This is a genomic window from Stutzerimonas azotifigens DSM 17556 (genome assembly GCF_000425625.1).
Lineage (GTDB): Bacteria > Pseudomonadota > Gammaproteobacteria > Pseudomonadales > Pseudomonadaceae > Stutzerimonas > Stutzerimonas azotifigens.
In genome coordinates, this window is the sequence record NZ_KE384409.1 from 163,816 (window position 1) to 185,688 (window position 21,873).

Genomic DNA, 21,873 nt, shown 5'->3' on the forward strand with positions numbered 1-21,873 from the left:
GGTCTCACTGTCCAAGCTTGAAACGCGCCGTCTGGCCGCGCGTGTACTGAGTCAGGTTGACGGGCTCGCCATTGAAGCTCATCTGCACGCCCGGCGCGTAGCCCAGGTGCACGTCCAGCGGCGGCTGCCCGGTGACCGCGTGACTGGCGCCCTGGCGAACCAGGCGCCCGAGCAGGACCTCGCCGCTGGCGTCGACGATGCGCACCCAGCAGTCCGCGGTGAAATTCATCGAAAGCCGGGCCTGGCCGGCCTCGGGCGCGGCCTCCGCTGCCGGCGCGGCTGCGGCCTGTTCCGTGGCCGGCGCCTGCGTCAGTGCGGGCTCGCCCTGCTGGGCGGCCGGCGAGGCGTCGGCGGGCGGGGCCTGGTCCTGCGCGACATCCGGCGCCACGGGCGCCTCGCCCGGGGCGGCTGCGACGGGATTTTCTTCGCTGCCCTCGGGCATCGCCATGGCGGACGCGGCGTCCTCGTCGCCTTCGGCGCCCGGCTCGGGCACCAGCGGCGGCGTCAGCGGATCCGGGCCCTGCCCTTCGGCAGCGGCCTGGTCCTCGGGAAGGTCGAGCGCGTGGATCTGCGTGGTGCCGTCGGCCCCCTCCACCTCGATGTGCTCGATCGCCACCGGCTCGCTCGCCTGCCGCGCGGGCTGGTCCTGCCACCAGAGGAAGCCGGCCACCGCCAGCACCACCAGCAGGATGAAAGTGAAGAAGCGCAGCACGCTGTGGGACAGCCGCACGGGCTCCTCGATGCGGCCGAGGCTGTGCACGCTGGCACCGGCCGCGTTGGTCCCGGTGTACTGGTCGAACTCGGCGACGAGACGGGCCTGGTCCAGTTCGAGCAGCTTGGCGTAGGCTCGGACGTAGCCGCGCGCGAAGGTGTGCCCGGGCATCTGCGAGAAATCGCCCGCCTCGATCTGGCTGAGCGAACGCTCCGACAGGTTCAGTTGCTGCGCGACGGTCGCCAGCGACAGCCCCCTGCTCTCGCGCGCATCACGCAGCGTCTCGCCGGGGTTGGTCCGAATCGGGGCGGCATGCTCGGATGAAGGCGTTTTCATCGTTGCTCCGAAAGATATTGCTTGTACTCGGCGGACGCCGGATACAGTCGCTTCAGTTGAAGGCCGAGACTCGCGGCCTGGTCGCGATCATCGAAAATGGTCGCCAGCCGGGCACCGAGCAGCAGGCTGCGGGCATTCTGCGCGGACAGCTTGCTGAAACGCTGGTAGTACTCGCGCGCCGGCACGTACTGCTGGACCTCGTAGGCCAGCACCGCCAGTTCCAGCAGGGTACTGGGCTGGCGCCCGTTGAGTCGGAGCGCGCGGGCGAAATAGTCTCGCGCCTCTTCCCGGCGGCCGAGCTGGAGCGCCGTGCGCCCCAGGTTCTCGAACACGCGCGAGCGCTCGCTGTAGAGGGTGTCCGCCGAAGCCTGGCGGAAACGCTCCAGGGCCTCCTCGTAGCGCCCCCGCTCGAACAGGAAGCTACCGTAGTTGTTGAGGATGCGCGCGTCGTTGCGAGCCGACAGCGCCGCACGGTAGTGCTGGTCGGCCAGGTCGTGCTCCATCTCGGTCTGGAACACGTAGGCGAGCGCCGCATGGGCGTCGGCACTGGACGGATCGAGCTCCAGCGCCTTTTTCAGCGGAATCTTCGCCCGCTCCGGCGTGCCCTGCTGGACGTAGCCGAGGCCAAGCTTGATGTAGGCGTCCCGCGCCTCATTGCGGCCCTCGGCCGTTTTCATGCGGTCGACGTTGCCCGAGGAAACGCAACCGGCCAGCAAGGCGGCACATACGAGAAAGAGCGCGGCGCGCGAAATCATGGATCCCTCCGTCAGGAACGCTCGAGGCCCGGCGTGCCTGCCGGCTCGGCCTGCAACTGGCGCACCGCGATGTAGCGCTCGCTACGGCGGGTACGGTCGAGCACCTGGCCCACCAGCTGCCCACAGGCGGCGTCGATGTCCTCGCCTCGAGTGGTTCTTACCGTCACGTTGTGTCCGGCCTTGTGCAGGATGTCCTGGAAGCGCCGGATCGCGTTGTTGCTCGGCCGTTCGTACCCCGAATGGGGGAAGGGGTTGAACGGAATCAGGTTGATCTTGCAGGGGATGTCCGCCAGCAACTCGATCATCTGCGCGGCGTGCTCGGGCTGGTCGTTCACGCCCCTGAGCAGGGTATACTCGATGGTCAGCACACGCTTCTCGCCCAGACGCGAGATGTACCGCTGGCAGGCCGCCAGCAGCACCTCGAGCGGATACTTGCGGTTGATCGGCACCAGCTCGTTGCGCAGCTCGTCGTTCGGCGCGTGCAGCGAGAGTGCCAGCGACACGTCGATGACCTTGGCCAGTTCGTCGATCATCGGCACGACGCCGGACGTCGACAGCGTGACCTTGCGCTTGGAAATGCCGTAGCCCAGGTCGTCCATCATGATCTGCATGGCCGCGACCACGTTGTCGAAATTGAGCAGCGGCTCGCCCATGCCCATCATCACCACGTTGGTGATGGCGCGGTCGATCTTGGCCGGTACGGTGCCGAAGGACTTGTTGGCGATCCACACCTGACCGATCACCTCGGCCGCGGTGAGGTTGCTGTTGAAGCCCTGCTTGCCGGTCGAGCAGAAGCTGCAGTCCAGCGCGCAGCCCGCCTGGGACGACACGCACAGCGTGCCGCGCCCGCCCTGCGGGATGTACACGGTTTCGACGCAGCTGCCGGACGCCACGCGCACCACCCACTTGCGCGTGCCGTCGCTGGAAATGTCTTCGGAGACGATTTCCGGACCGCGTATTTCCGCACGGGCCTTGAGCTTCTCGCGAAGCGCCTTGCCGATGTTGGTCATCGCGTCGAAATCGTCGACCCCGAAGTGGTGAATCCACTTCATCACTTGACCGGCACGGAAGCGCTTTTCCCCGATCTGCTCGAAGAAGGCCTCCAGCTGCGGCTGGGTCAGGCCCAGGAGATTTACCTTGCCGGTCGTTTCGTTCATTGGATTCACCTTCGCTCGGATATCAGCGAATACGTGCGCACACTTCGGTAGCGGCGAAGAAGTAGGCGATCTCGCGTGCGGCCGAGGCCTCGGAATCGGAACCGTGCACGGCGTTCTCGTCGATCGACACGGCGAAGTCGGCGCGAATGGTGCCGGCGTCGGCCTTCTTCGGATCGGTGGCGCCCATCAGCTCGCGGTTCTTGGCGATCGCGCCCTCGCCTTCCAGCACCTGGACGACGACCGGACCGGAGGTCATGAAGGCAACCAGATCCTTGTAGAAGGGACGCTCCTTGTGCTCGGCATAGAAACCGCCCGCTTCACGCTCGGACAGCTGCAGCATTTTCGAGGCCACCACCCGCAGGCCGGCCTTTTCGAAGCGGGTCAGGATTTCACCGATGACGTTCTTCGAAACGGCGTCCGGCTTGATGATGGAAAGAGTACGTTCGACAGCCATGAAAAAGCTCCAGAATCGGAAAGTTATAGCGAAAATTAAACCCGCGGATTATACGCGGGTTACGGTCAAAAACATAAGGCGCCCGGTTCGGCGGATAGCCGACTCAGTCGGCCTCTTCGATCCAGGCCGCCTGGATGGCCTCCAGCACCTTCTCGCCCCCGCGGGCCGGATCGTCGTCGAATTCGGGCAACGAAACGACCCAGCGGTGCAGATCGACGAAGTTCACGTAACGCGGGTCCGCCTCCGGCCTGCCGTCGGCCAGCTGGATGGCGATTTCCTGAACGTCAGCCCACTTGAGCCCCATCTGCCGCTCCTTGCTCAATGCCCTTCGGACACCTGGTTGATGGTGTAACGCGGAATTTCGACGACCAGGTCGCTGTCGGCGACCACCGCCTGGCAGGAAAGCCGCGAGTTCGGCTCCAGCCCCCAGGCCTTGTCGAGCATGTCGTCCTCGAGTTCGTCGGATGGCTCGAGCGACTCGAAGCCCTCGCGGATGACCACGTGGCAGGTGGTGCAGGCGCAGGACTTCTCGCAGGCATGCTCGATGTCGATGCCGTTGCGCAGCGCCGCGTCGAGTACCGTCTCGCCCTCTTCGGCCTCGATGACCGCCCCTTCCGGGCAATGTTCGGCATGGGGCAGGAAAATCAGCTGCGGCATTCGGTCAATCCTCGAGTTCGTTGAGCCGGCGCCCGGCCAGCGCCGCCTTGACGGACGCGTCCATCCGGCGGGCCGCGAAGGCGTCGGTGATCTGGCTTAACAGCCGGGTTTGCTGTTCGATGGCCGCGGCATCGGCCGCGTCGAGGCAGGCGCGCAACGCCTCGACCTGCATTTCGATCGCCGCACGCTCCTCGCCATCGAGCAGCCGGTCGCCGTCGGCGGCCAGGGCGGATTCGACCGCCTCGATCAGCCGTGCCGCGTCGACCTGCTGCTCGCGAAGCGCGCGCGCGGCCTTGTCGCTGCCGGCGCTGCGGAAGGAGTCCTCGAGCATGCCGGCGATCTCGTGATCGGTCAGCCCGTAGGACGGTTTGACCTGGATGCTGGCTTCGACGCCCGAGGCGATTTCACGTGCGGAGACGCTGAGCAGGCCGTCCGCGTCGACCTGGAAGGTCACGCGGATCTTCGCCGCCCCGGCCACCATCGGCGGGATGCCGCGCAGCTCGAAACGAGCCAGCGACCGGCAGTCGGCGACCAGTTCGCGCTCACCCTGCAGGACGTGGATCATCATTGCCGCCTGGCCGTCGCGGTAGGTGGTGAAGTCCTGCGCACGCGCCACCGGGATGGTGGTGTTGCGCGGAATGATCTTCTCCATCAGCCCGCCCATGGTTTCCAGGCCGAGCGAAAGCGGAATCACGTCCAGCAGCAGCAGTTCGTCCTCGCCGCGATTGTTGCCCGCCAGCGTATCCGCCTGCAGCGCCGCGCCGATCGCCACGACCCGGTCGGGGTCGATGTCGGTCAGCGGCTCGCGACCGAACAGCTGGGCCACCTGCTCGCGCACCCGCGGCACGCGAGTGGAACCGCCGACCATCACCACGGCACCGATCTCCTCGAGCTCGACGCCCGAATCGCGAACCGCGCGCCGGCAGGCCTTGAGGCTGCGCGCCACCAGCGGATCGATCAGACGCTCGAAGGTGGCCCGATCCAGCGTGCCCCTCCAGCCGCCGTAGGCGACCTCGACCGCCTGCGCATCGGTCAGGCGCTCCTTGGCGTCGCAGGCCACCTGCAGTACGGCGCGCTGCGCGGCCGGGTCGAGGTCCACCGGCACACCGGCCTGCGCGAGTATCCAGCCGGCAATGGCATGGTCGAAATCGTCACCGCCGAGGGCGCTGTCGCCGCCGGTGGCGAGCACTTCGAACACGCCTTTGGAGAGCCGCAGGATGGAAATGTCGAAGGTGCCGCCACCCAGGTCGTAGATCGCCACCAACCCTTCGGCCTGACGATCCAGGCCATAGGCCACGGCCGCCGCAGTCGGCTCGTTGAGCAGACGCAGCACGTTCAGCCCCGCCAGCCGCGCGGCATCTTTGGTCGCCTGGCGCTGCGCATCGTCGAAATAGGCCGGCACGGTAATCACGGCGCCGACCAGCTCCCCGCCCAGGGTCGCCTCGGCGCGCTCGCGCAGCACCTTGAGAATGTCCGCCGACACTTCCACCGGGCTCTTGCGGCCCTGCACCGTCTCGATGAACGGCATGTCGGACTCGCCGGCGCTGAAGCGGTAGGGAAGCTGCTCGCCGAGCTGCTTGACATCGCCGAGACCGCGGCCCATCAGACGCTTGACGGAAACGACGGTATTCAACGGATCTGCGGCACCGGCCGCCTTCGCATCGACGCCGACCTGGGTGCGGTCGGCGTGGTAGCGCACCGCCGAGGGCAGTATCACCTCCCCATGCAGGTCCGGCAGGGTTTCGGCGACGCCGCTGCGCACCGCAGCGACCAGCGAGTTGGTTGTGCCCAGGTCGATCCCCACCGCGAGCTTGCGCTGGTGCGGCTGGGGGCTCTGTCCCGGTTCGGCAATCTGGAGTAAGGCCATGTGAGTCTGATATCAGGCACGGCGGAGACCGCGCGGGTTATTAGTCGTCGAGGCGCTCTTCCAACTGCCGCACCTCGTGAGATAGCTTGTCCAGGAACTGCATGCGCCGCACCAGCCGCTCGGCCTCCTCGCGCCGCGCGGCATCCTTCCAGACCGCCGCGAATTCGTCGTTGAGCGCATGCTGCGCCTGCTTCAGCCGCGACTTGAAGGTCGCCACGCCGGCCAGGTCCGCCTGATCCTGCAGGTCCTCGAGTTCCTCGCGCCATTGCAGCTGCTGCATGAGGAAATCGGGGTCCTGCACGGTGGTTTCCAGCGGCAGCTCGGCGCCATCCAGGCTGAGCAGGTAGCGGGCGCGACGCGTCGGGTCGCGCAGGGTCTGGTAGGCCTCGTTCAGGTTGGCCGACTGCTCGACCGCATGCCGCTGCTCCTGTGCGGAGGCGTCGGCGAAGCGGTCGGGATGAACGGCGCGCGCCAGCTCGCGGTAGCGGCTGGCAAGCTGCTGTTCGTCCACCCGGAAATCCGGCTTCAGGTCGAACAGCGCGAAATGACAGGGAACGCCCACGATCACCTCAGACGTTGAAGCTTTCGCCGCAACCGCACTCGCCACGAACGTTGGGGTTGTTGAACTTGAAGCCCTCGTTGAGCCCTTCGCGGACGAAGTCCAGCTCAGTGCCGTCGAGGTACACCAGGCTCTTCGGGTCGATGACCACCTTCACGCCGTGGCTCTCGAACACCATGTCCTCGCTCGCCGCTTCGTCGACGAACTCGAGCACGTAGGCCAGCCCGGAGCAGCCGGTGGTTCGCACGCCCAGGCGGATGCCCTCGCCCTTGCCACGCCCTTCGAGCGACCGGCGCACATGTTGGGCCGCGGCCGGCGTCATGGTGATAGCCATCGACACCTCCTCAAAGCAGTCCTTTCTTGGCCCGGTAGTCGCGCACCGCGGCCTTGATCGCATCCTCGGCGAGCACCGAGCAGTGGATCTTCACCGGCGGCAGGGCGAGTTCTTCGGCCAGCTGGGTATTCTTGATCGTCTCGGCCTCTTCCAGCGTCTTGCCCTTCATCCACTCGGTGGCGAGGGAGCTGGAGGCGATGGCGGAACCGCAGCCGTAGGTCTTGAACTTGGCGTCTTCGATGATGCCCTGCTCGTTAACCTTGATCTGCAGGCGCATGACGTCGCCACAGGCCGGCGCGCCGACCATGCCGGTGCCGATGTTCGGGTCCTGGGCATCGAACTTGCCGACGTTGCGCGGATTTTCGTAGTGGTCGATGACCTTGTCACTGTATGCCATGGTGCATTCCTCTTCTGTCAGGCTTGACGGTTCCGACCCGGGTCAGTGCGCTTGCCACTCGACCTGCGAAATGTCGATCCCGTCCTTGTACATGTCCCACAGGGGCGAAAGTTCACGCAGCTTGCTGACCGCCTCGCAGATCTTCTGAGCTGCGTAATCGACATCTTCCTCGGTGGTGAAGCGACCGAAGGTGAAGCGGATGGAGCTGTGCGCGAGTTCGTCGTTGCGTCCCAGCGCGCGCAATACGTAGGAAGGCTCGAGCGACGCCGAGGTGCAAGCGGAGCCGGACGACACCGCGAGGTCCTTGAGCGCCATGATCAGCGACTCGCCTTCCACGTAGTTGAAGCTGAGGTTCAGGTTGTGCGGCACGCGCGCGGTCATGCTGCCGTTGACGTAGAGCTCTTCCAGGTGCTCGACCTGCTTGTAGAAGCGATCGCGCAGGGCGCGGATGCGCTCGTTCTCCGCGGCCATCTCGTTCTTCGCGATGTGGAAGGCCTCGCCCATGCCGACCAGCTGGTGAGTCGCCAGGGTGCCGGAGCGCATGCCGCGCTCATGGCCGCCACCATGTATCTGCGCCTCGAGGCGCACGCGCGGTTTACGGCGCACGTAGAGCGCGCCTACGCCTTTAGGGCCGTACACCTTGTGCGCGGAGAACGACATCAGGTCGACCTTCATGCGCTCCAGGTCGATCTCGGTCTTGCCGGCGGACTGGGCGGCATCGACGTGGAACAGGATGCCGCGCGAACGGGTCAGCTCGCCGATGGCAGCGATGTCGTTGACGGTTCCGATCTCGTTGTTCACGTGCATGATCGACACCAGGATGGTGTCGTCACGCAGCGCGCCCTCGACCAGCTCCGGCGTGATCAGGCCGTCCGGCCCGGGCTCCAGGTAGGTCACTTCGAACCCTTCGCGCTCGAGCTGCCGCGCGGTGTCGAGAATCGCCTTGTGCTCGATCTTCGAGGTGACGATGTGCTTGCCCTTGGAGGCATAGAAGTGCGCGACGCCCTTGAGGGCGAGGTTGTCGGACTCGGTGGCGCCCGAGGTCCAGACGATCTCGCGCGGGTCGGCGTTGATCAGCTCGGCCACCTGGCGGCGAGCGTTCTCGACCGCCTCCTCGGCCTTCCAGCCGAACACGTGGGAACGCGAGGCGGCGTTGCCGAAATTACCCTCGCGGGTCAGGCATTCGATCATTTTTTCGGCGACGCGCGGATCGACTGGTGTGGTCGCGGAATAGTCCAGATAAATCGGCAATTGCATCGGTTCTCTCCTATCAGGCGGTCGCCCTGCTCATCAGTCGATGGCGGACGCTTCGATCTTGTCCAACTCCGGCGCGCCGGCACCCTTGGCGCGGCGCAGATCCTGCCGCAGCGCGACCTCCTGCACCTCGCGGCGCATGACCAGGTCGGCCAGGCTGATGCCACTCAAAAACTCGTGAATCTGTTGGCTCAGGTCGCACCAGAGGTGGTGCGTCAGGCAAGTGTCGCCGGAGTGGCAGTCACCCAGCCCCTGGCAGCGAGTGGCATCCACCGACTCGTTCACCGCATCGATGACCTGTGCGACCTGGATACCGCTCATGTCGCGGGAAAGCTGGTAGCCGCCGCCGGGGCCCCGCACACTGGTGACCAGACTGTTGCGACGGAGCTTGGCGAACAACTGCTCCAGGTAGGACAGCGAAATCCCCTGACGCTCGGAGATGTCCGCCAGCGATACCGGCCCGTGCTGGGCGTGCAAGGCCAGGTCGAGCATGGCGGTAACGGCGTAACGGCCCTTGGTGGTCAATCGCATCGGCTTGCACCAGCTGCTTCTCGGTTTGGTGCGATTATGCAATTCCCGAGTAAATAGATCAACTATAAGACCTATCGTTTTACTCAGGTTTGGCTCGGACCGGCCGGCAGCGAGCCGCGATGCCGAACGATGGCGGTTTGCCGCCCGGCATCATAGCAGGCGATCCGATAGCGGGCTATCAATGGGCGCCGCTGCGGCCGTCGTCCTTGACTTCGGCGAAATCCTCCTCGCGCAGCTCCGGCAACTCGTTGGCGCAATAGTCGCTGCCGAGCGCCTTCAAGGCTGCACACATGCCCTCCAGGCGCTCCTCGACCGCCTGGACGTGATCGAGCAGTTGGCCGATCGCGCGCGCCACCGGGTCGGGCATGTCCTGGGTGACGCCGTAGGCGTCGAAGCCGATTTTCTCGGCGATCGCCTTGCGCCGGGCCTCCTGCTCGTCATCGGCCTTGATGATGATCCGCCCGGGAATGCCCACGGCGGTCGCGCCGGCCGGCACCGCCTTGGTGACCACCGCGTTGGAGCCGATTTTCGCTCCGGCGCCTACGGTGAACGGGCCCAGCACCTTGGCACCGGCCCCGACCACGACGCCGTCTTCCAGCGTCGGATGGCGCTTGCCCTTGTTCCAGCTGGTGCCGCCGAGGGTCACGCCCTGATACAGGGTGACGTCATCGCCGATCTCCGCCGTTTCGCCGATCACGATGCCCAGGCCATGGTCGATGAAGAAGCGGCGGCCGATCCTGGCGCCCGGATGGATCTCGATGCCGGTCATCCAGCGGCCGAAGTTGGAGCACATGCGCGCCAGCCACTTCCAGTCGCGCACCCACAGGCAATGCGAGAGGCGATGCAGCCAGATGGCGTGCAGCCCCGGGTAGCACGTCAGCACCTCGAAGGCGTTGCGTGCAGCGGGGTCACGGTGGAACACGCTCTGGATATCTTCGCGCATGCGCTCGAACATCAATCTTCACTCCGCTTGTTCGTCTGGCTGGCTACGGCTTTCTGTGTTTCGGTCAGGATGCCCCGCAGGATGTTCATCTCCAGCCGGGTAACGGCCGCGCGGCCGTACAGCCGGCGCAGGCGGGACATCAGGTGGCGCGGTTTCGCGGGGTCGAGGAAACCGATCTCGACCAGGGTCCGCTCGAGGTGCTCATAGTAGCGCTCGAGCTCGTCGGCGGTGGCCAGCTGGGCATTGAGCATGGCGGTGGTCTCGAGCTTCTCCCGCTTGGTCGGCCGCCCCTGCCCCGCGAGCCAGGCCATGCGCACCTCGTAGACCAGCACCTGCACCGCCGCGGCCAGGTTCAGCGAGCCGAACTCGGGATCGGAAGGAATGTGCACGTGGTACTGGCAGCGCTGCAGCTCCTCGTTGGTCAGCCCCGCGTATTCCCGGCCGAACACCAGCGCGACCTCGCCATCCTGGGCCACCTGCTCGAGCGCGAGCGTGGCGCATTCGCGCGGGTCGACCAGCGGCCAGGGAATGCGGCGGTCCCGCGCGCTGGTACCGAGCACCAGCGTGCAGCCGGCCAACGCGTCCTCCAGCGTACCCACCACCTGCGCCGAATCGAGCACGTCGGTGGCACCGGACGCCCGGGCGACCGCCTCGCTGCTTGGGAAATCCTCCGGCTCGACCAGCACCAGCCGCGACAGCCCCATGTTCTTCATGGCCCGCGCAGCACCGCCGATGTTGCCTGGATGGCTGGTGTTCACCAGCACGACGCGTATGTTGTCCAGCACCCTGAAACGCCTGCCCCGCAAAAAGATGGGCCCGGAAGCTTACAGGAGGGCCCCGCCGTCCGCCATGCACATGCGTGTCAGGCATCAGCCGCGCCTTCATGCCCGAATGCTTTCTGTTAGAATTGCCGGCTTTATGTCCCGACCAGGTATCTGATCCATGCAGCCCATGCTGAATATAGCGCTGCGCGCCGCTCGTAGCGCCGGTGAACTGATTGTCCGTTCAACCGAGCGCCTGGACGTCATCTCGATCAACGAGAAGGAAGCCAAGGACTACGTGTCCGAGGTCGATCGTGCGGCCGAGCAGAGCATCGTCAACGCGCTGCGCAAGGCCTACCCCAACCACGCGATTCTCGGCGAGGAAGGCGGTGCCCTCGAAGGCAGCGGCGAAGGTGCGGATTACCAATGGATCATCGACCCGCTCGATGGCACCACCAACTTCCTGCGCGGCGTGCCCCACTATGCGGTGAGCATCGCTTGCAAGTACCGCGGCCGTCTCGAGCACGCCGTGGTGCTGGACCCGGTGCGGCAGGAGGAATTCACCGCCAGCCGCGGCCGTGGCGCCGCGCTGAACGGTCGCCGCATTCGCGTCAGTTCGCGCAAGGGTCTGGAAGGCGCTCTGCTCGGCACCGGCTTCCCGTTCCGCGACAACCAGCTGGACAACCTGGACAGCTACCTGGGCATGTTCCGCAGCCTGGTCGGGCAGACCGCCGGCCTGCGCCGCGCCGGGGCCGCCAGCCTGGACCTGGCCTACGTCGCGGCCGGCCGCTACGACGCCTTCTGGGAATTCGGCCTGTCGGAATGGGACATGGCCGCCGGCGCCCTCATCATCCAGGAAGCCGGCGGCCTGGTGAGCGACTTCTCCGGCGGCCACGAATTCCTCGAGAAGGGGCAGATCGTCGCCGGCAACACCAAGTGCTTCAAGGCCGTCCTCACGGCCATCCAGCCGCACCTGACGCCATCGCTCAAGCGCTGACGGCCGGACCCAAGCCGGACAAAAAGAACCCCGCCTCACGGCGGGGTTCTTTTTGGGATCGATCCTGCGAGCTTCAGCCCTGCGGCGGGTCGAGCACCAACTGGCCGTCCTTGACGGGAATGCGCTCGCCAGGCTGCTGGTTCATGCGTACGCGTCCCGGCACGCCGCCCAGGTCGTAGCTGACTTCGTACCCGACCACCTTCTCGCTCACGTCGGTCACGGTGTCGCAGCGCGTCTCGGTGGTGGTGTAGGTATCGCCGGCCTGCATGCGGCCCTGCACCTGATTGCCCACGTACCCCCCGGCCGCGGCGCCGGCCACGGTCGCGATCTTCTTGCCGTTGCCTCCGCCCACCTGGTTGCCGAGCAGGCCGCCCGCCACCGCACCGATCACGGTGCCGGCGATCTTGTGCTGATCCTGCACCGGGCGCTGATGGGTGACGGTGACGTCCTTGCAGACTTCGCGAGGGGTTTTGATGGTTTCCTTGACCGGCTCTACCGCAACGACAGTGGCGTACTCGGGCCCCGAATCGACCAGTTTGTAGGTCGCAAAGGCGCCGCCTGCGGTGACTGCTACCGCACCCAGTACGGTGCCGGCCAACATGCTCTTGTTCATCTAGCTTCATCCTCTGGGACGGGCAAAGCCCGCGTTACGCCGCTTCGACAACGAAAAGCGTCCGCCGCTCCGCTCGATACCGAAAAAATGTGCGGAAGTTCCGAAAAATCTGCCGTGGTCATGGACCGGGTTGAGTAGCGAAGTCCGACACGACAAACCGCCAGGCCCTGCCAGTAGCCTGCAACGCTGGACTCAGCGCTTCGCCCTTCGACCCAACCTACGGTCACACCACTCCACGTAGGCTGGGTTGAGCACGGTGAAACCCGACACGGCGAACCGCCAGGCCCCTACCGAAGCCACTCGCCTCAGGGACGCTCGTCGACCTCTTCGGTCACCGGCGGGATCAGGTCCTCGCGCGTGAGCTTGAGCCAGACGAGCAGCACGTTGGCGATGTACACCGACGAGTAGGTGCCCGCGAAGACACCGATGAAGAGCGCCAGGGAGAACGCCCACAGGCTTTCGCCGCCGAAGACCATTAGCGAGCCCACGGCCAGCAGGGTCGAGATCGAGGTGGCCAGGGTGCGCAGCAGGGTCTGGGTGGTGGAAATATTGATGTTTTCCAGCAGGTCGGCCTTGCGCAGGACCCGGAAGTTCTCCCGGATCCGGTCGAAGATCACGATGGTGTCGTTCAGCGAATAGCCGATTACCGCCAGTACCGCCGCCAACGCCGTCAGATCGAAGGTGATCTGGAACAGCGAAAACACCCCGAGGACCAGGATCACGTCGTGGAACAGCGACACTACGGCGCCGAAGCCGAATTTCCACTGGAAGCGGAACGCGACGTATACCAGGATGCCGGCCAAGGCGAGCAGCATGCCGAGCCCACCCTGGTCGCGCAGTTCCTCGCCGACCGCCGGCCCGACGAACTCGACGCGCTTGACCGTGGCGGTATTCGCCCCGTCGCTCGCCTGCAGCGCCTCGGACACGCGAACACCGAGCTGCGCGTCGTCGCCCGGCATGCGCACCAGCACGTCGGTGGTCGCGCCGAAGCTCTGCACGATGGCGTCGGAGAAGCCGTTGGCCGCCAGCTGGGCACGCACCTGGTCGAGTTCGATCGGCTGCTCGTAGCTGAGCTCGATCAGCGCACCGCCGGTGAAGTCGAGGCCGAAGTTCAGCCCGCGCACGGCCAGGCTGCCGATCGAAACCAGCGTCAGGACCACCGTGCAGGCAAACGCGATCCGGCGAATGCCCATGAAATTGATTACAGGTTTCATCAGGGCTTCCTCAGATCCACAGCTTCTTGACGTTGCGACCGCCGAAGATCAGGTTGACCATCGCCCGGGTGACGATGATGGCGGTGAACATCGAGGTCATGATGCCGATCGACAGGGTCACGGCGAAGCCCTTGATCGGCCCGGTGCCCATCGCGAACAGGATTCCACCCACCAGCAGGGTCGTCAGGTTGCCGTCGAGGATCGCCGAGAAGGCACGGTCGAAACCCTCGTGAATGGCGCGCTGGATCGACATTCCGTTGGCGATTTCCTCACGAATCCGCGAGAAGATCAGCACGTTGGCGTCGACCGCCATGCCCATGGTCAGCACGATGCCGGCGATGCCCGGCAGCGTCAGGGTCGCGCCGAGCGCCGACATCAGCGCCACCAGCACCACCATGTTGAACGACAGCGCGACGGTGGCCAGCAGACCGAAGAACCGGTAGATGGCCATCATGAAGAGCGCGACGAACAGGAAACCCCAGAGTGCCGCCTGTACGCCCAGCGTGATGTTCTCGGCACCGAGGCTCGGACCGATGGTGCGCTCCTCGGCGAAGTACATCGGCGCGGCGAGTCCGCCGGCGCGCAGCAGCAGCGCCAGCTCCGAGGATTCACCCTGGCCGTCGAGGCCGGTGATGCGGAACTGGTTGCCCAGCGGCGACTGGATGGTCGCCAGACTGATGATCTTGCGGTCTTCCTCGAAGCTCTGGATCGCCACTTCCTGCATCACGCCGTCGACGTCCTGCCGCACGTAGCGCGTGACCGGCCGCTGTTCGATGAAGACCACCGCCATGCTACGCCCGACGTTGTTGCGCGTGGCGCGGTTCATCAGGTCGCCGCCACGACCGTCGAGGCGAATGTTCACCTGCGGGCGGCCGTTCTCGTCGTAGCTGGCCTGCGCATCGGTGACCTGGTCACCGGTGATGATCAGGTTGCGTTCGAGCTGTACCGGTGGACGGCCCGGCTGGCGAAATTCGAAGGCCTCTGTGGTGGCGCGCGCGGCATCCGGCTCGGCGGCCAGACGGAACTCGAGGTTGGCGGTCTTGCCGAGAATGCGCTTGGCCTCGGCAGTGTCCTGCACGCCGGGCAGCTCGACGACGATCCGGCTGGCGCCCTGGCGCTGCACCAGCGGCTCGGCCACGCCGAGTTCGTTCACCCGGTTGCGCACGGTGGTGAGGTTCTGTTTGATCGAATACTCGCGAATCTCGGCGAGCTTGGCATCGGTCAGCTGCAGGCGCAGCACCCGCAGGTCGTTGCGCGTGCTCTCGTCGACCTGGAAGTCGTTGTAGTTGTCGCGCACCAGCGCGCGCGCCTGTGCCAGCGTCTGGTCGTCGGAGAAGCCGAGCTGAATCGCGTTGCCCTGCTGCGGCATGCTCCGGTAGCGCACCCGCTCCTTGCGCAGCAGGCTCTTGATCTCACCCTCGTAGACATTCAGGCGCGTCTGCACGGCCTTTTCCATGTCGACTTCGAGCAGGAAGTGCACACCGCCGGACAGGTCCAGGCCCAGCTTCATCGGGCTGGCACCCAGGTTGCGCAGCCACTGCGGGGTGGTCGGCGCAAGGTTGAGCGCCACCACGTATTCGTCACCCAGTGCGCGGCGGACCAGGTCCTTGGCCGGCAGTTGGTCTTCCTGGCGCTCGAGGCGCAGCAGGCCGCCGCGGCTCTCCTCACTGACGGTCGCCGCCTTGACTGGGATACCGGCCTGCTCCAGCGCCTGCGACGCGCGGGCCATGTCGGCCTCGCTGACTTCCAGGGCCGTGCTGGTGCCGGTGATCTGGATCGCCGGGTCGTCGGGATAGAGATTGGGGGCTGCGTAAATGAAGGAAACGGCAAGTACCACCAAGATCAGCAGGTACTTCCAGAGGGGGAATCTATTGAGCATCACGCCGCTCGCTTAAGACGCGGGGCGCCTTGCGCGCCCCGTCGTTGGTTTGGATGAATCGCTCAGATGGCTTTCAGCGTGCCCTTCGGCAGCGAAGCGGCGATGGCCGCCTTCTGGAACTTCAGCTCGACGGTGTCGGAGACTTCGATGACCACGAAGTCGTCGGCAACCTTGACCACCTTGCCGACGATACCGCCGGAGGTGACCACTTCGTCGCCCTTCTGCAGGCCGCCGATCAGGTTCTTGTGTTCCTTGGCGCGCTTGGCCTGCGGGCGCCAGATCATCAGATAGAAGATGACCAGAAAACCGACGAGGAAAACCCACTCGAAGCCGGTCCCGGCCGGTCCGGCAGCCGGTGCGGCCTCTTGCGCGAAGGCAGCGGGAATCAGAAAGCTCATGCAGCAACTCCTGTTTGCAGATCAGATAGGTATGGTTGTATTGGATCAGTTCAAAGGGGGTGTCGGCAGGCCCAGGCGAGCATAGAAGGCATCGACGAAGGCGGCCAATTTACTCTGTTGGATAGCCTCGCGCAAACCAGCCATCAGCCGCTGATAATGCCGCAAGTTGTGGATCGTATTGAGCATGCTGCCGAGCATTTCCCCGCATTTGTCCAGATGATGGAGGTAGGCGCGGGAAAAGTTGCGGCAGGTGTAGCAGTCGCAGGCGGGGTCGAGCGGACCGTTGTCGTGCCGGTGCACGGCGTTGCGGATCTTGATCACGCCGGTCTCGGTGAACAGATGGCCGTTGCGCGCGTTGCGGGTCGGCATCACGCAGTCGAACATGTCCACGCCGCGGCGCACACCTTCCACCAGATCCTCCGGCTTGCCAACGCCCATCAGGTAACGGGGCTTTTCGGCGGGCATCTGCGGCGGCAGGAAATCCAGCACGCGAAGCATCTCCTGCTTCGGCTCGCCGACCGACAGGCCGCCGATCGCCAGGCCGTCGAAGCCGATCTCGCACAACCCCTCGAGCGAGCGCATGCGCAGCGATTCGTGCATGCCGCCCTGGACGATGCCGAACAGCGCGGCGGGGCTGTCGCCGTGCGCCTCCTTCGAACGCCGCGCCCAGCGCAGCGACAGCTCCATCGAGCGCCGCGCCACCTCCTCGTCGGCCGGATACGGCGTGCACTCGTCGAAGATCATCACGATGTCGGAGCCGAGCTCGCGCTGCACCTGCATCGACTCTTCCGGCCCCATGAACACCTTGGCGCCGTCCACCGGCGAGGCAAAGTACACGCCCTCCTCCTTGATCTTGCGCATGGCGCCCAGGCTGAACACCTGGAAACCGCCCGAATCGGTAAGGATCGGACCCTTCCACTGCATGAAATCGTGCAGGTCGCCGTGCTCGCGGATCACCCGGGTACCCGGGCGCAGCCATAGATGGAAAGTATTGCCGAGGATGATCTGCGCGCCGATGGCCTCGATGTCGCGCGGCAGCATGCCCTTCACCGTGCCATAGGTACCCACCGGCATGAAGGCCGGCGTCTCCACCACGCCGCGCGGGAAGGTCAGCCGACCGCGACGGGCCTTGCCCTCCGTGGCCAGCACCTCGAAGGACATATGGCAGCTGCGACTCATGCTTGATCCTCTGGCCCGCGCGCGGCGGGATTGCGGGTGATGAACATGGCATCACCGTAACTGAAGAAGCGATACCCGCTGGCCACGGCCTCGCGGTAGGCGGCCATGGTCTCCGGATAGCCGGCGAACGCGGAGACCAGCATCAGCAGGGTCGACTCCGGCAGATGGAAATTGGTGATCAGCGCATCGATGACGTGGAACGGCCGGCCCGGATAAATGAAGATGTCGGTGTCGCCGCTGTAGGGCTGCAGCTCGCCGCTACGGGCCGCCGTCTCCAGCGCGCGGACGCTGGTGGTGCCGACCGCGATGACCCGCCCGCCACGTGCGCGGCAGGCACGCACCGCCTCGACCACCTCGGGCCCCACCTCCAGCCATTCGCTGTGCATGTGGTGGTCCTCGATCCGCTCGACGCGAACCGGCTGGAAGGTGCCGGCGCCCACGTGCAGGGTGACGAAGGCAGTGTCCACACCCTGCCCGCGCAACGCATCGAGCAGCGCCTGATCGAAATGCAGCCCCGCCGTCGGCGCGGCCACCGCACCGGCACGCTGCGCATAGACGGTCTGGTAGCGTTCCCGGTCGGCGTCGTCGTCGGGCCGGTCGATATAAGGAGGCAACGGTATGTGCCCCACGCGCTCGAGCAGCGGCAGCAGTTCCCGATCGAAACGCAGCTCGAACAGTGCGTCATGACGAGCGACCATCTCGGCCGCCCCGCCGCCTTCGATCGACAGACGACTGCCGGGCTTCGGCGACTTGCTCGAACGGATGTGCGCCAGGGCACGCCGCTCGTCGAGCAGCCGCTCGATCAGGATATCCAGGCGACCGCCGGTCTCCTTGCTGCCGTACAGCCGCGCCGGGATGACGCGGGTGTCGTTGAACACCATCAGATCGCCCGGACGGACGAGACCGGGCAACTCGGCGAACTGGCGGTGCGCGCACGCGCCGGTCGGCCCTTCGAGCACCAGCAGGCGGCTCGCCCGGCGCTCCGGCAACGGGTGCCGGGCGATCAACGATTCGGGGAGCTCGAACCAGAAATCAGAAACTTGCATCAGCGGACTGGGATCATTCAGCGGGTCGCAAAGCTTATCGGAAAGACGTCAGGCTGACCACGCCAATGCATTGACCCAGCCAGACGGCCTCCCTATACTTCGCGCCCACCGTGCCTCGGTGGCGGAATCGGTAGACGCGGCGGATTCAAAATCCGTTTCTGGCGACAGAGTGAGAGTTCGAGTCTCTCCCGAGGCACCAACACAGCGTCACCGCGATCGGCCGGTGGCCAGCCAGCCGGGTCGACTGGCGAAAATTTCCCGACCCGCGTCACTCTATGCAATGGCTCGTACGAGATAGCGTCCACACTCTTCTCGATACAGATGAAGGGGGTTGGCAGTCTCCAGGAGTTAGCGTAGAGTGTGCCTCACTGTTTGCATGGGTCGCTGTTGAATCGTGACCTGATGCAGTAGATCCTACAGATCCGCTACATCCCGCTCGACTTCTCTTACTCTCTGCAACCAGTTCTCAGCCCCCTCCTATTCCCATGGGGAGGCTGTCATCAACTCTAGTTCCAAGGAAATAAGATATGTCGAATCGTCAGAACGGCACCGTCAAGTGGTTTAACGACGAGAAAGGTTTTGGTTTCATCACTCCCGAGAGCGGTCCGGATCTGTTCGTGCACTTCCGCGCGATCGAAGGTAACGGCTTCAAGAGCCTGAAAGAAGGCCAGAAAGTCAGCTTCATCGCTGTGCAAGGTCAAAAGGGCATGCAGGCCGACCAGGTTCAGATCCTGGGCTAAGCCACCGCGCTCTGAAGGCCCCTGATGGCAACATCAGGGGCTTTTTTGTGCCCGCGTTTCGGTAGAATCGCCGCGCCTACCGAACCGAGAGATCCATGCGCAAACATCTGCTACAGCCCAAGGGCCAGTTTCCCGCCGCCGGCCTGCCGCGGCGGCTCGCCGCGATCTTCTACGACAGTCTGCTGTCGATCGCCCTGATGATGGTGGTGACCCTCTTCTACCAGCAGGTCATTCTCCGGCTCATCTATGGTAGCGAGCGCCTGCAGGCCCTGGCGGAAGCCGGGCAGCTGGACATCGACCCCCTGCTCTCGACGCTGCTGCTGTTCAGCCTCTTCGCTTTCTTCGCCAAGTTCTGGACGCACAACGGCCAGACCCTCGGCATGCAGGTCTGGGGCGTGCGCATCCAGAATGCCGACGGCAGCGCGATCGACCTCTGGCAGGCGCTGCTGCGCTTCCTGGTCGCGATCGGCTCGTGGCTGTGCTTCGGGCTCGGCTACTTCTGGATGCTCTGGGACAAACGCAAGCGCACCTGGCACGACATCTATTCGGATAGCCAGGTGGTGCAGTTGCCGAAAGGGGTGCACAAGAAATAGCGGCAGGCGGCAGGCGGCAGGCGGCAGGCGGCAGGCGGCAGGCGGCAGGCGGCAGGCGGCAGGCGGCAGGCGGCAGGCGGCAGGCGGCAGGCTAGTGTGAGGCGGGCGGCCCGGGCGTCAAGCCTTTGCCTTCTTGAAGCTTGCGGCTTGCCGCTTACGACCAGCCGCCCTAGCCCGCCCTTCTGAGCAGCCACGCCCCGGCCAGCGCGCAGATCGTGGCCGGCAGCAGCACCGCCAGCAGCGGGGAGAAGCCGAATACCTGGCTCGCCGGGCCCAGCAGGTCCTGGGCGATGCGGAACACGAACCCCACCACCACGCCGGTGAAGATCCGCTGCCCCAGGGTGACCGAGCGCAACGGCCCGAAGATGAACGAGATGGCCAGCAGCACCAATGCGACGGTCACCAGCGGCTGCAGCAGCTTGCTCCAGAACGCCAGCCAGTAGCGGCCGTTGTTCAGCCCCTGGTCCGCCAGGTAATGGATGTAGCGCCACAAGCCGGTGATGGACAGGGCCTCGGGCTCCTGCACCACGGTGCCGAGCAGCTGCGGCGTCAGCTCCACGTCCCAGGTTTCCTCCGGCTGCCGGACCACCTCGGTGCGCTCGCCGAGGAACTGCGTGGTGGCCACGTTCTGCAGCACCCAGCGACCGCTGCCGTAGGTCGCGCGCCGGGCGAAGCTCGACGACTGCAGCTGGCGCTGCTCGTCGAACCGGTAGCGCGTCACGCCGAGCAGCACGCCGCCGGGCTGCACCGCGTTGATGTGCACGAATTCGTTGCCCTGCCGGTGCCAAAGGCCGCGCTTGCTGCTCTGCGCCTCGCCGCCGCCCTGCGCCATCGAGCGCCGGGCCTGGGCGACGTCCTCCGTCCAGGGCGAGACGTACTCGCCAATCAGCACGCCCACCAGCATGAGTACCAGCATCGGCTTCATCACCGCCCAGACGATCCGCCCGACCGAGACGCCGGCGGCGCGCATCACCGTCAGTTCACTGCTGCTGGCCAAGGTGCCGAGGCCGATCAGGCAGCCGATCAGCGCCGCCATCGGCAGCATCTCGTACATCCGCCGCGGCAGCGTGAGCACCACGTAGAGCAGCGCATCGAGCATGCCGTAGCTGCCCTCGACGTCGCCGAGCTCGTCGATGAAGGCGAACAGCAGCGCCAGCCCGACGATGATGCCGAGCACCGTCAGGATCGCCAGCGTCACGTGGACCGCGATGTACCGATCGAGCTTACCCATGAACGACCTCCCGACCCGCGCGCATTCGGCGTAGCGACAGCCTCAGCGGCTCCCAGAACAACAGCCCGAGCCCGATCAGCAGGAACAGCCCGTGCACCCACCAGAGCCCCAGCGAGGCCGGCAGCCGCCCCTTGTCCAGCGAACCGCGCGCCGCGATCAGCAGGGACAGGTAGGCCATGTACAGGAGGATCGCCGGCAGCAGCTTGAGGAAGCGCCCCTGCCGCGGATTCACCCGCGCCAGCGGCACCGCCATCACGGTGACGACGAACACCAGCAGCGGCAGCGACAGCCGCCACTGCAGCTCGGAGCGGTGCCGCAGGCTGTCGCTGTCCCAAAGCTCCGCGGTCGGGATGGCTTCGCGCTCGCTGATCTCGACGCTGACTTCCGGCTTGGGCAGCAGCACGCCGTAGGTATCGAACTGGATCGCACGGTAGTCGGCCTGGCCCGGACGGCCGTCGTAGCGGTAGCCGTTCTCCAGGATCAGGTAGCGGCTGCCATCGGGCTGGATTTCCTGCCGCCCGCGCTCGGCCACCAGCACCGACAGGCCCCGGTCGCTGCCTGCGCTCCGGGCGCTGGTGTTGGTTTCCGAAATGAACACGCCGGCCAGTTCGCTGCGGTCCTCGGTCAGCTCGCGGGTGTAGGTGACCCGCGACCCGCCCCTGAGCGCCTGGAATCGCCCCGGCACCAGGGTATCGAACTCGGTCAGCGAATCCTGTTCGTTGAGGATGCGCGCCACCTCGGTCACGCCCTGCGGCGCCAGCCCCAGGCTGAGCCAACCGACCACCAGCGCCACCAGCGATGCCGGCGCCAGGGTGTAGACCAGCAGCCGGCGCTGGCTCATCCCGGTCGCCGACAGCACGGTCATCTCGCTGTCGAGGTACATCCGCCCGTAGGCCAGCAGGATGCCGAGGAACAGGCCCAGCGGCAGGATCAGTTGCAGGAAGCCGGGAAGGCGAAAGCCCATGATCAGGAACAGCACGCTGGGATCGAGCACCCCTTGCGCGGCCTGCGCGAGGTACTTGATGAAGCGACCGCTCATGATGATCACCAGCAGTACGCCGCTGACGGCGCTCAGGGTGACCAGGAGCTCACGAGACAGGTAACGGAAGACGATCAAACCGGACACTCCAGGGTTGTCAGGCTCCGGCGGCTACGCTCAAACTAGCCGCCAAGCAGCCGGCCCGCTGTCGCAGGCCGTTGAATTCCCGCCGGAAACGGTCGGGCTGGCACATGAGACCACGCTTTTTCGCGCGATGATCTTCTCCG

The 21,873-nt window shown here is 65.7% G+C and carries 25 protein-coding genes and 1 tRNA gene; 4 read left to right on the forward strand and 22 right to left on the reverse strand.

Annotation, left to right across the window (positions count from 1 at the left end; translation table 11 throughout):
* Positions 1 to 4: 4 nt before the first annotated feature.
* The 14 genes from H610_RS0112695 to trmJ form a co-directional block, all read right to left on the reverse strand.
* The gene (locus H610_RS0112695) at positions 5 to 1,048 is read right to left on the reverse strand and encodes a RodZ domain-containing protein (protein WP_028240022.1); all 1,044 of its coding nucleotides are present in this window, start codon (positions 1,046 to 1,048) and stop codon (positions 5 to 7) included.
* On the reverse strand, positions 1,045 to 1,803 hold the full coding sequence (gene pilW, locus H610_RS0112700) for a type IV pilus biogenesis/stability protein PilW (protein ID WP_028240023.1): 759 nt from the start codon (positions 1,801 to 1,803) through the stop codon (positions 1,045 to 1,047). Before pilW ends, H610_RS0112695 begins: the two co-directional genes overlap by 4 nt.
* An 11-nt stretch (positions 1,804 to 1,814) precedes the next feature.
* On the reverse strand, positions 1,815 to 2,960 hold the full coding sequence (gene rlmN, locus H610_RS0112705; protein WP_028240024.1) for a 23S rRNA (adenine(2503)-C(2))-methyltransferase RlmN: 1,146 nt from the start codon (positions 2,958 to 2,960) through the stop codon (positions 1,815 to 1,817).
* A 22-nt stretch (positions 2,961 to 2,982) separates the two neighbouring features.
* A complete protein-coding gene (ndk, locus tag H610_RS0112710; protein WP_028240025.1) occupies positions 2,983 to 3,414 on the reverse strand; it encodes a nucleoside-diphosphate kinase in 432 nt (143 codons plus the stop codon).
* 103 nt (positions 3,415 to 3,517) lie between these two features.
* The gene (gene iscX, locus H610_RS0112715; RefSeq protein ID WP_028240026.1) at positions 3,518 to 3,718 is read right to left on the reverse strand and encodes a Fe-S cluster assembly protein IscX; all 201 of its coding nucleotides are present in this window, start codon (positions 3,716 to 3,718) and stop codon (positions 3,518 to 3,520) included.
* Between the two features lie 14 nt (positions 3,719 to 3,732).
* Positions 3,733 to 4,071, reverse strand: a complete 339-nt coding sequence (gene fdx, locus H610_RS0112720; protein ID WP_028240027.1) for an ISC system 2Fe-2S type ferredoxin — start codon at positions 4,069 to 4,071, stop codon at positions 3,733 to 3,735.
* Positions 4,072 to 4,075: 4 nt separating this feature from the next.
* A complete protein-coding gene (gene hscA / locus H610_RS0112725; protein ID WP_028240028.1) occupies positions 4,076 to 5,938 on the reverse strand; it encodes a Fe-S protein assembly chaperone HscA in 1,863 nt (620 codons plus the stop codon).
* 40 nt (positions 5,939 to 5,978) lie between these two features.
* Positions 5,979 to 6,500, reverse strand: coding sequence for a co-chaperone HscB (gene hscB / locus H610_RS0112730; RefSeq protein ID WP_028240029.1), 522 nt, complete (start codon positions 6,498 to 6,500; stop codon positions 5,979 to 5,981).
* Between the two features lie 7 nt (positions 6,501 to 6,507).
* Complete coding sequence (gene iscA / locus H610_RS0112735) at positions 6,508 to 6,831, reverse strand: iron-sulfur cluster assembly protein IscA (RefSeq protein ID WP_028240030.1); 324 nt, start codon at positions 6,829 to 6,831, stop codon at positions 6,508 to 6,510.
* 10 nt (positions 6,832 to 6,841) lie between these two features.
* Positions 6,842 to 7,228, reverse strand: coding sequence for a Fe-S cluster assembly scaffold IscU (gene iscU, locus H610_RS0112740; RefSeq protein ID WP_028240031.1), 387 nt, complete (start codon positions 7,226 to 7,228; stop codon positions 6,842 to 6,844).
* A 42-nt stretch (positions 7,229 to 7,270) separates the two neighbouring features.
* Positions 7,271 to 8,485 (reverse strand): IscS subfamily cysteine desulfurase, encoded by a 1,215-nt coding sequence (locus H610_RS0112745; RefSeq protein WP_028240032.1) that lies wholly within the window; start codon positions 8,483 to 8,485, stop codon positions 7,271 to 7,273.
* 33 nt (positions 8,486 to 8,518) lie between these two features.
* Positions 8,519 to 9,013, reverse strand: coding sequence for a Fe-S cluster assembly transcriptional regulator IscR (gene iscR / locus H610_RS0112750; RefSeq protein WP_028240033.1), 495 nt, complete (start codon positions 9,011 to 9,013; stop codon positions 8,519 to 8,521).
* Between the two features lie 178 nt (positions 9,014 to 9,191).
* The gene (cysE, locus tag H610_RS0112755) at positions 9,192 to 9,968 is read right to left on the reverse strand and encodes a serine O-acetyltransferase (protein WP_028240034.1); all 777 of its coding nucleotides are present in this window, start codon (positions 9,966 to 9,968) and stop codon (positions 9,192 to 9,194) included.
* Positions 9,968 to 10,741, reverse strand: coding sequence for a tRNA (cytosine(32)/uridine(32)-2'-O)-methyltransferase TrmJ (gene trmJ, locus H610_RS0112760; RefSeq protein WP_028240035.1), 774 nt, complete (start codon positions 10,739 to 10,741; stop codon positions 9,968 to 9,970). Before trmJ ends, cysE begins: the two co-directional genes overlap by 1 nt.
* Before the next feature lie 157 nt (positions 10,742 to 10,898).
* Here trmJ and suhB point away from each other — a divergent pair, with 157 nt between their 5' ends.
* Positions 10,899 to 11,714: a type III secretion system regulator SuhB gene (gene suhB / locus H610_RS0112765; RefSeq protein WP_028240036.1), complete on the forward strand. Its 816-nt coding sequence runs from the start codon at positions 10,899 to 10,901 to the stop codon at positions 11,712 to 11,714.
* A gap of 73 nt (positions 11,715 to 11,787) precedes the next feature.
* Here suhB and H610_RS0112770 read toward each other — a convergent pair whose 3' ends face one another.
* The 6 genes from H610_RS0112770 to queA all read right to left on the reverse strand — a co-directional run bounded on the left by H610_RS0112770 (position 11,788) and on the right by queA (position 18,043).
* A complete protein-coding gene (locus H610_RS0112770; protein ID WP_028240037.1) occupies positions 11,788 to 12,327 on the reverse strand; it encodes a glycine zipper 2TM domain-containing protein in 540 nt (179 codons plus the stop codon).
* 305 nt (positions 12,328 to 12,632) lie between these two features.
* Entirely contained in the window at positions 12,633 to 13,541 is a 909-nt protein-coding gene (gene secF, locus H610_RS0112775) for a protein translocase subunit SecF (protein ID WP_028240038.1), read from the reverse strand.
* A gap of 10 nt (positions 13,542 to 13,551) precedes the next feature.
* Positions 13,552 to 15,420 (reverse strand): protein translocase subunit SecD, encoded by a 1,869-nt coding sequence (gene secD / locus H610_RS0112780; protein ID WP_028240039.1) that lies wholly within the window; start codon positions 15,418 to 15,420, stop codon positions 13,552 to 13,554.
* 62 nt (positions 15,421 to 15,482) lie between these two features.
* Entirely contained in the window at positions 15,483 to 15,818 is a 336-nt protein-coding gene (gene yajC / locus H610_RS0112785; RefSeq protein ID WP_028240040.1) for a preprotein translocase subunit YajC, read from the reverse strand.
* Positions 15,819 to 15,863: 45 nt separating this feature from the next.
* On the reverse strand, positions 15,864 to 16,979 hold the full coding sequence (gene tgt / locus H610_RS0112790) for a tRNA guanosine(34) transglycosylase Tgt (protein WP_028240041.1): 1,116 nt from the start codon (positions 16,977 to 16,979) through the stop codon (positions 15,864 to 15,866).
* A gap of 14 nt (positions 16,980 to 16,993) precedes the next feature.
* Positions 16,994 to 18,043, reverse strand: a complete 1,050-nt coding sequence (gene queA / locus H610_RS0112795; RefSeq protein ID WP_028240042.1) for a tRNA preQ1(34) S-adenosylmethionine ribosyltransferase-isomerase QueA — start codon at positions 18,041 to 18,043, stop codon at positions 16,994 to 16,996.
* A gap of 112 nt (positions 18,044 to 18,155) precedes the next feature.
* Here queA and H610_RS0112800 point away from each other — a divergent pair.
* The 3 genes from H610_RS0112800 (at position 18,156) to H610_RS0112810 (ending at position 19,376) form a co-directional block, all read left to right on the forward strand.
* A tRNA-Leu gene (locus H610_RS0112800) sits at positions 18,156 to 18,242 on the forward strand.
* A gap of 328 nt (positions 18,243 to 18,570) precedes the next feature.
* Complete coding sequence (locus H610_RS0112805) at positions 18,571 to 18,783, forward strand: cold-shock protein (protein ID WP_003246255.1); 213 nt, start codon at positions 18,571 to 18,573, stop codon at positions 18,781 to 18,783.
* A gap of 95 nt (positions 18,784 to 18,878) precedes the next feature.
* A complete protein-coding gene (locus H610_RS0112810) occupies positions 18,879 to 19,376 on the forward strand; it encodes an RDD family protein (RefSeq protein WP_028240043.1) in 498 nt (165 codons plus the stop codon).
* 169 nt (positions 19,377 to 19,545) lie between these two features.
* Here the strand turns inward: H610_RS0112810 and lptG are convergent, their stop codons facing one another.
* Together lptG and lptF are read right to left on the reverse strand one after the other, a co-directional pair.
* A complete protein-coding gene (gene lptG, locus H610_RS0112815; RefSeq protein ID WP_028240044.1) occupies positions 19,546 to 20,607 on the reverse strand; it encodes an LPS export ABC transporter permease LptG in 1,062 nt (353 codons plus the stop codon).
* Positions 20,600 to 21,724, reverse strand: a complete 1,125-nt coding sequence (gene lptF / locus H610_RS0112820) for an LPS export ABC transporter permease LptF (RefSeq protein ID WP_028240045.1) — start codon at positions 21,722 to 21,724, stop codon at positions 20,600 to 20,602. Before lptF ends, lptG begins: the two co-directional genes overlap by 8 nt.
* Positions 21,725 to 21,873: the final 149 nt, after the last annotated feature.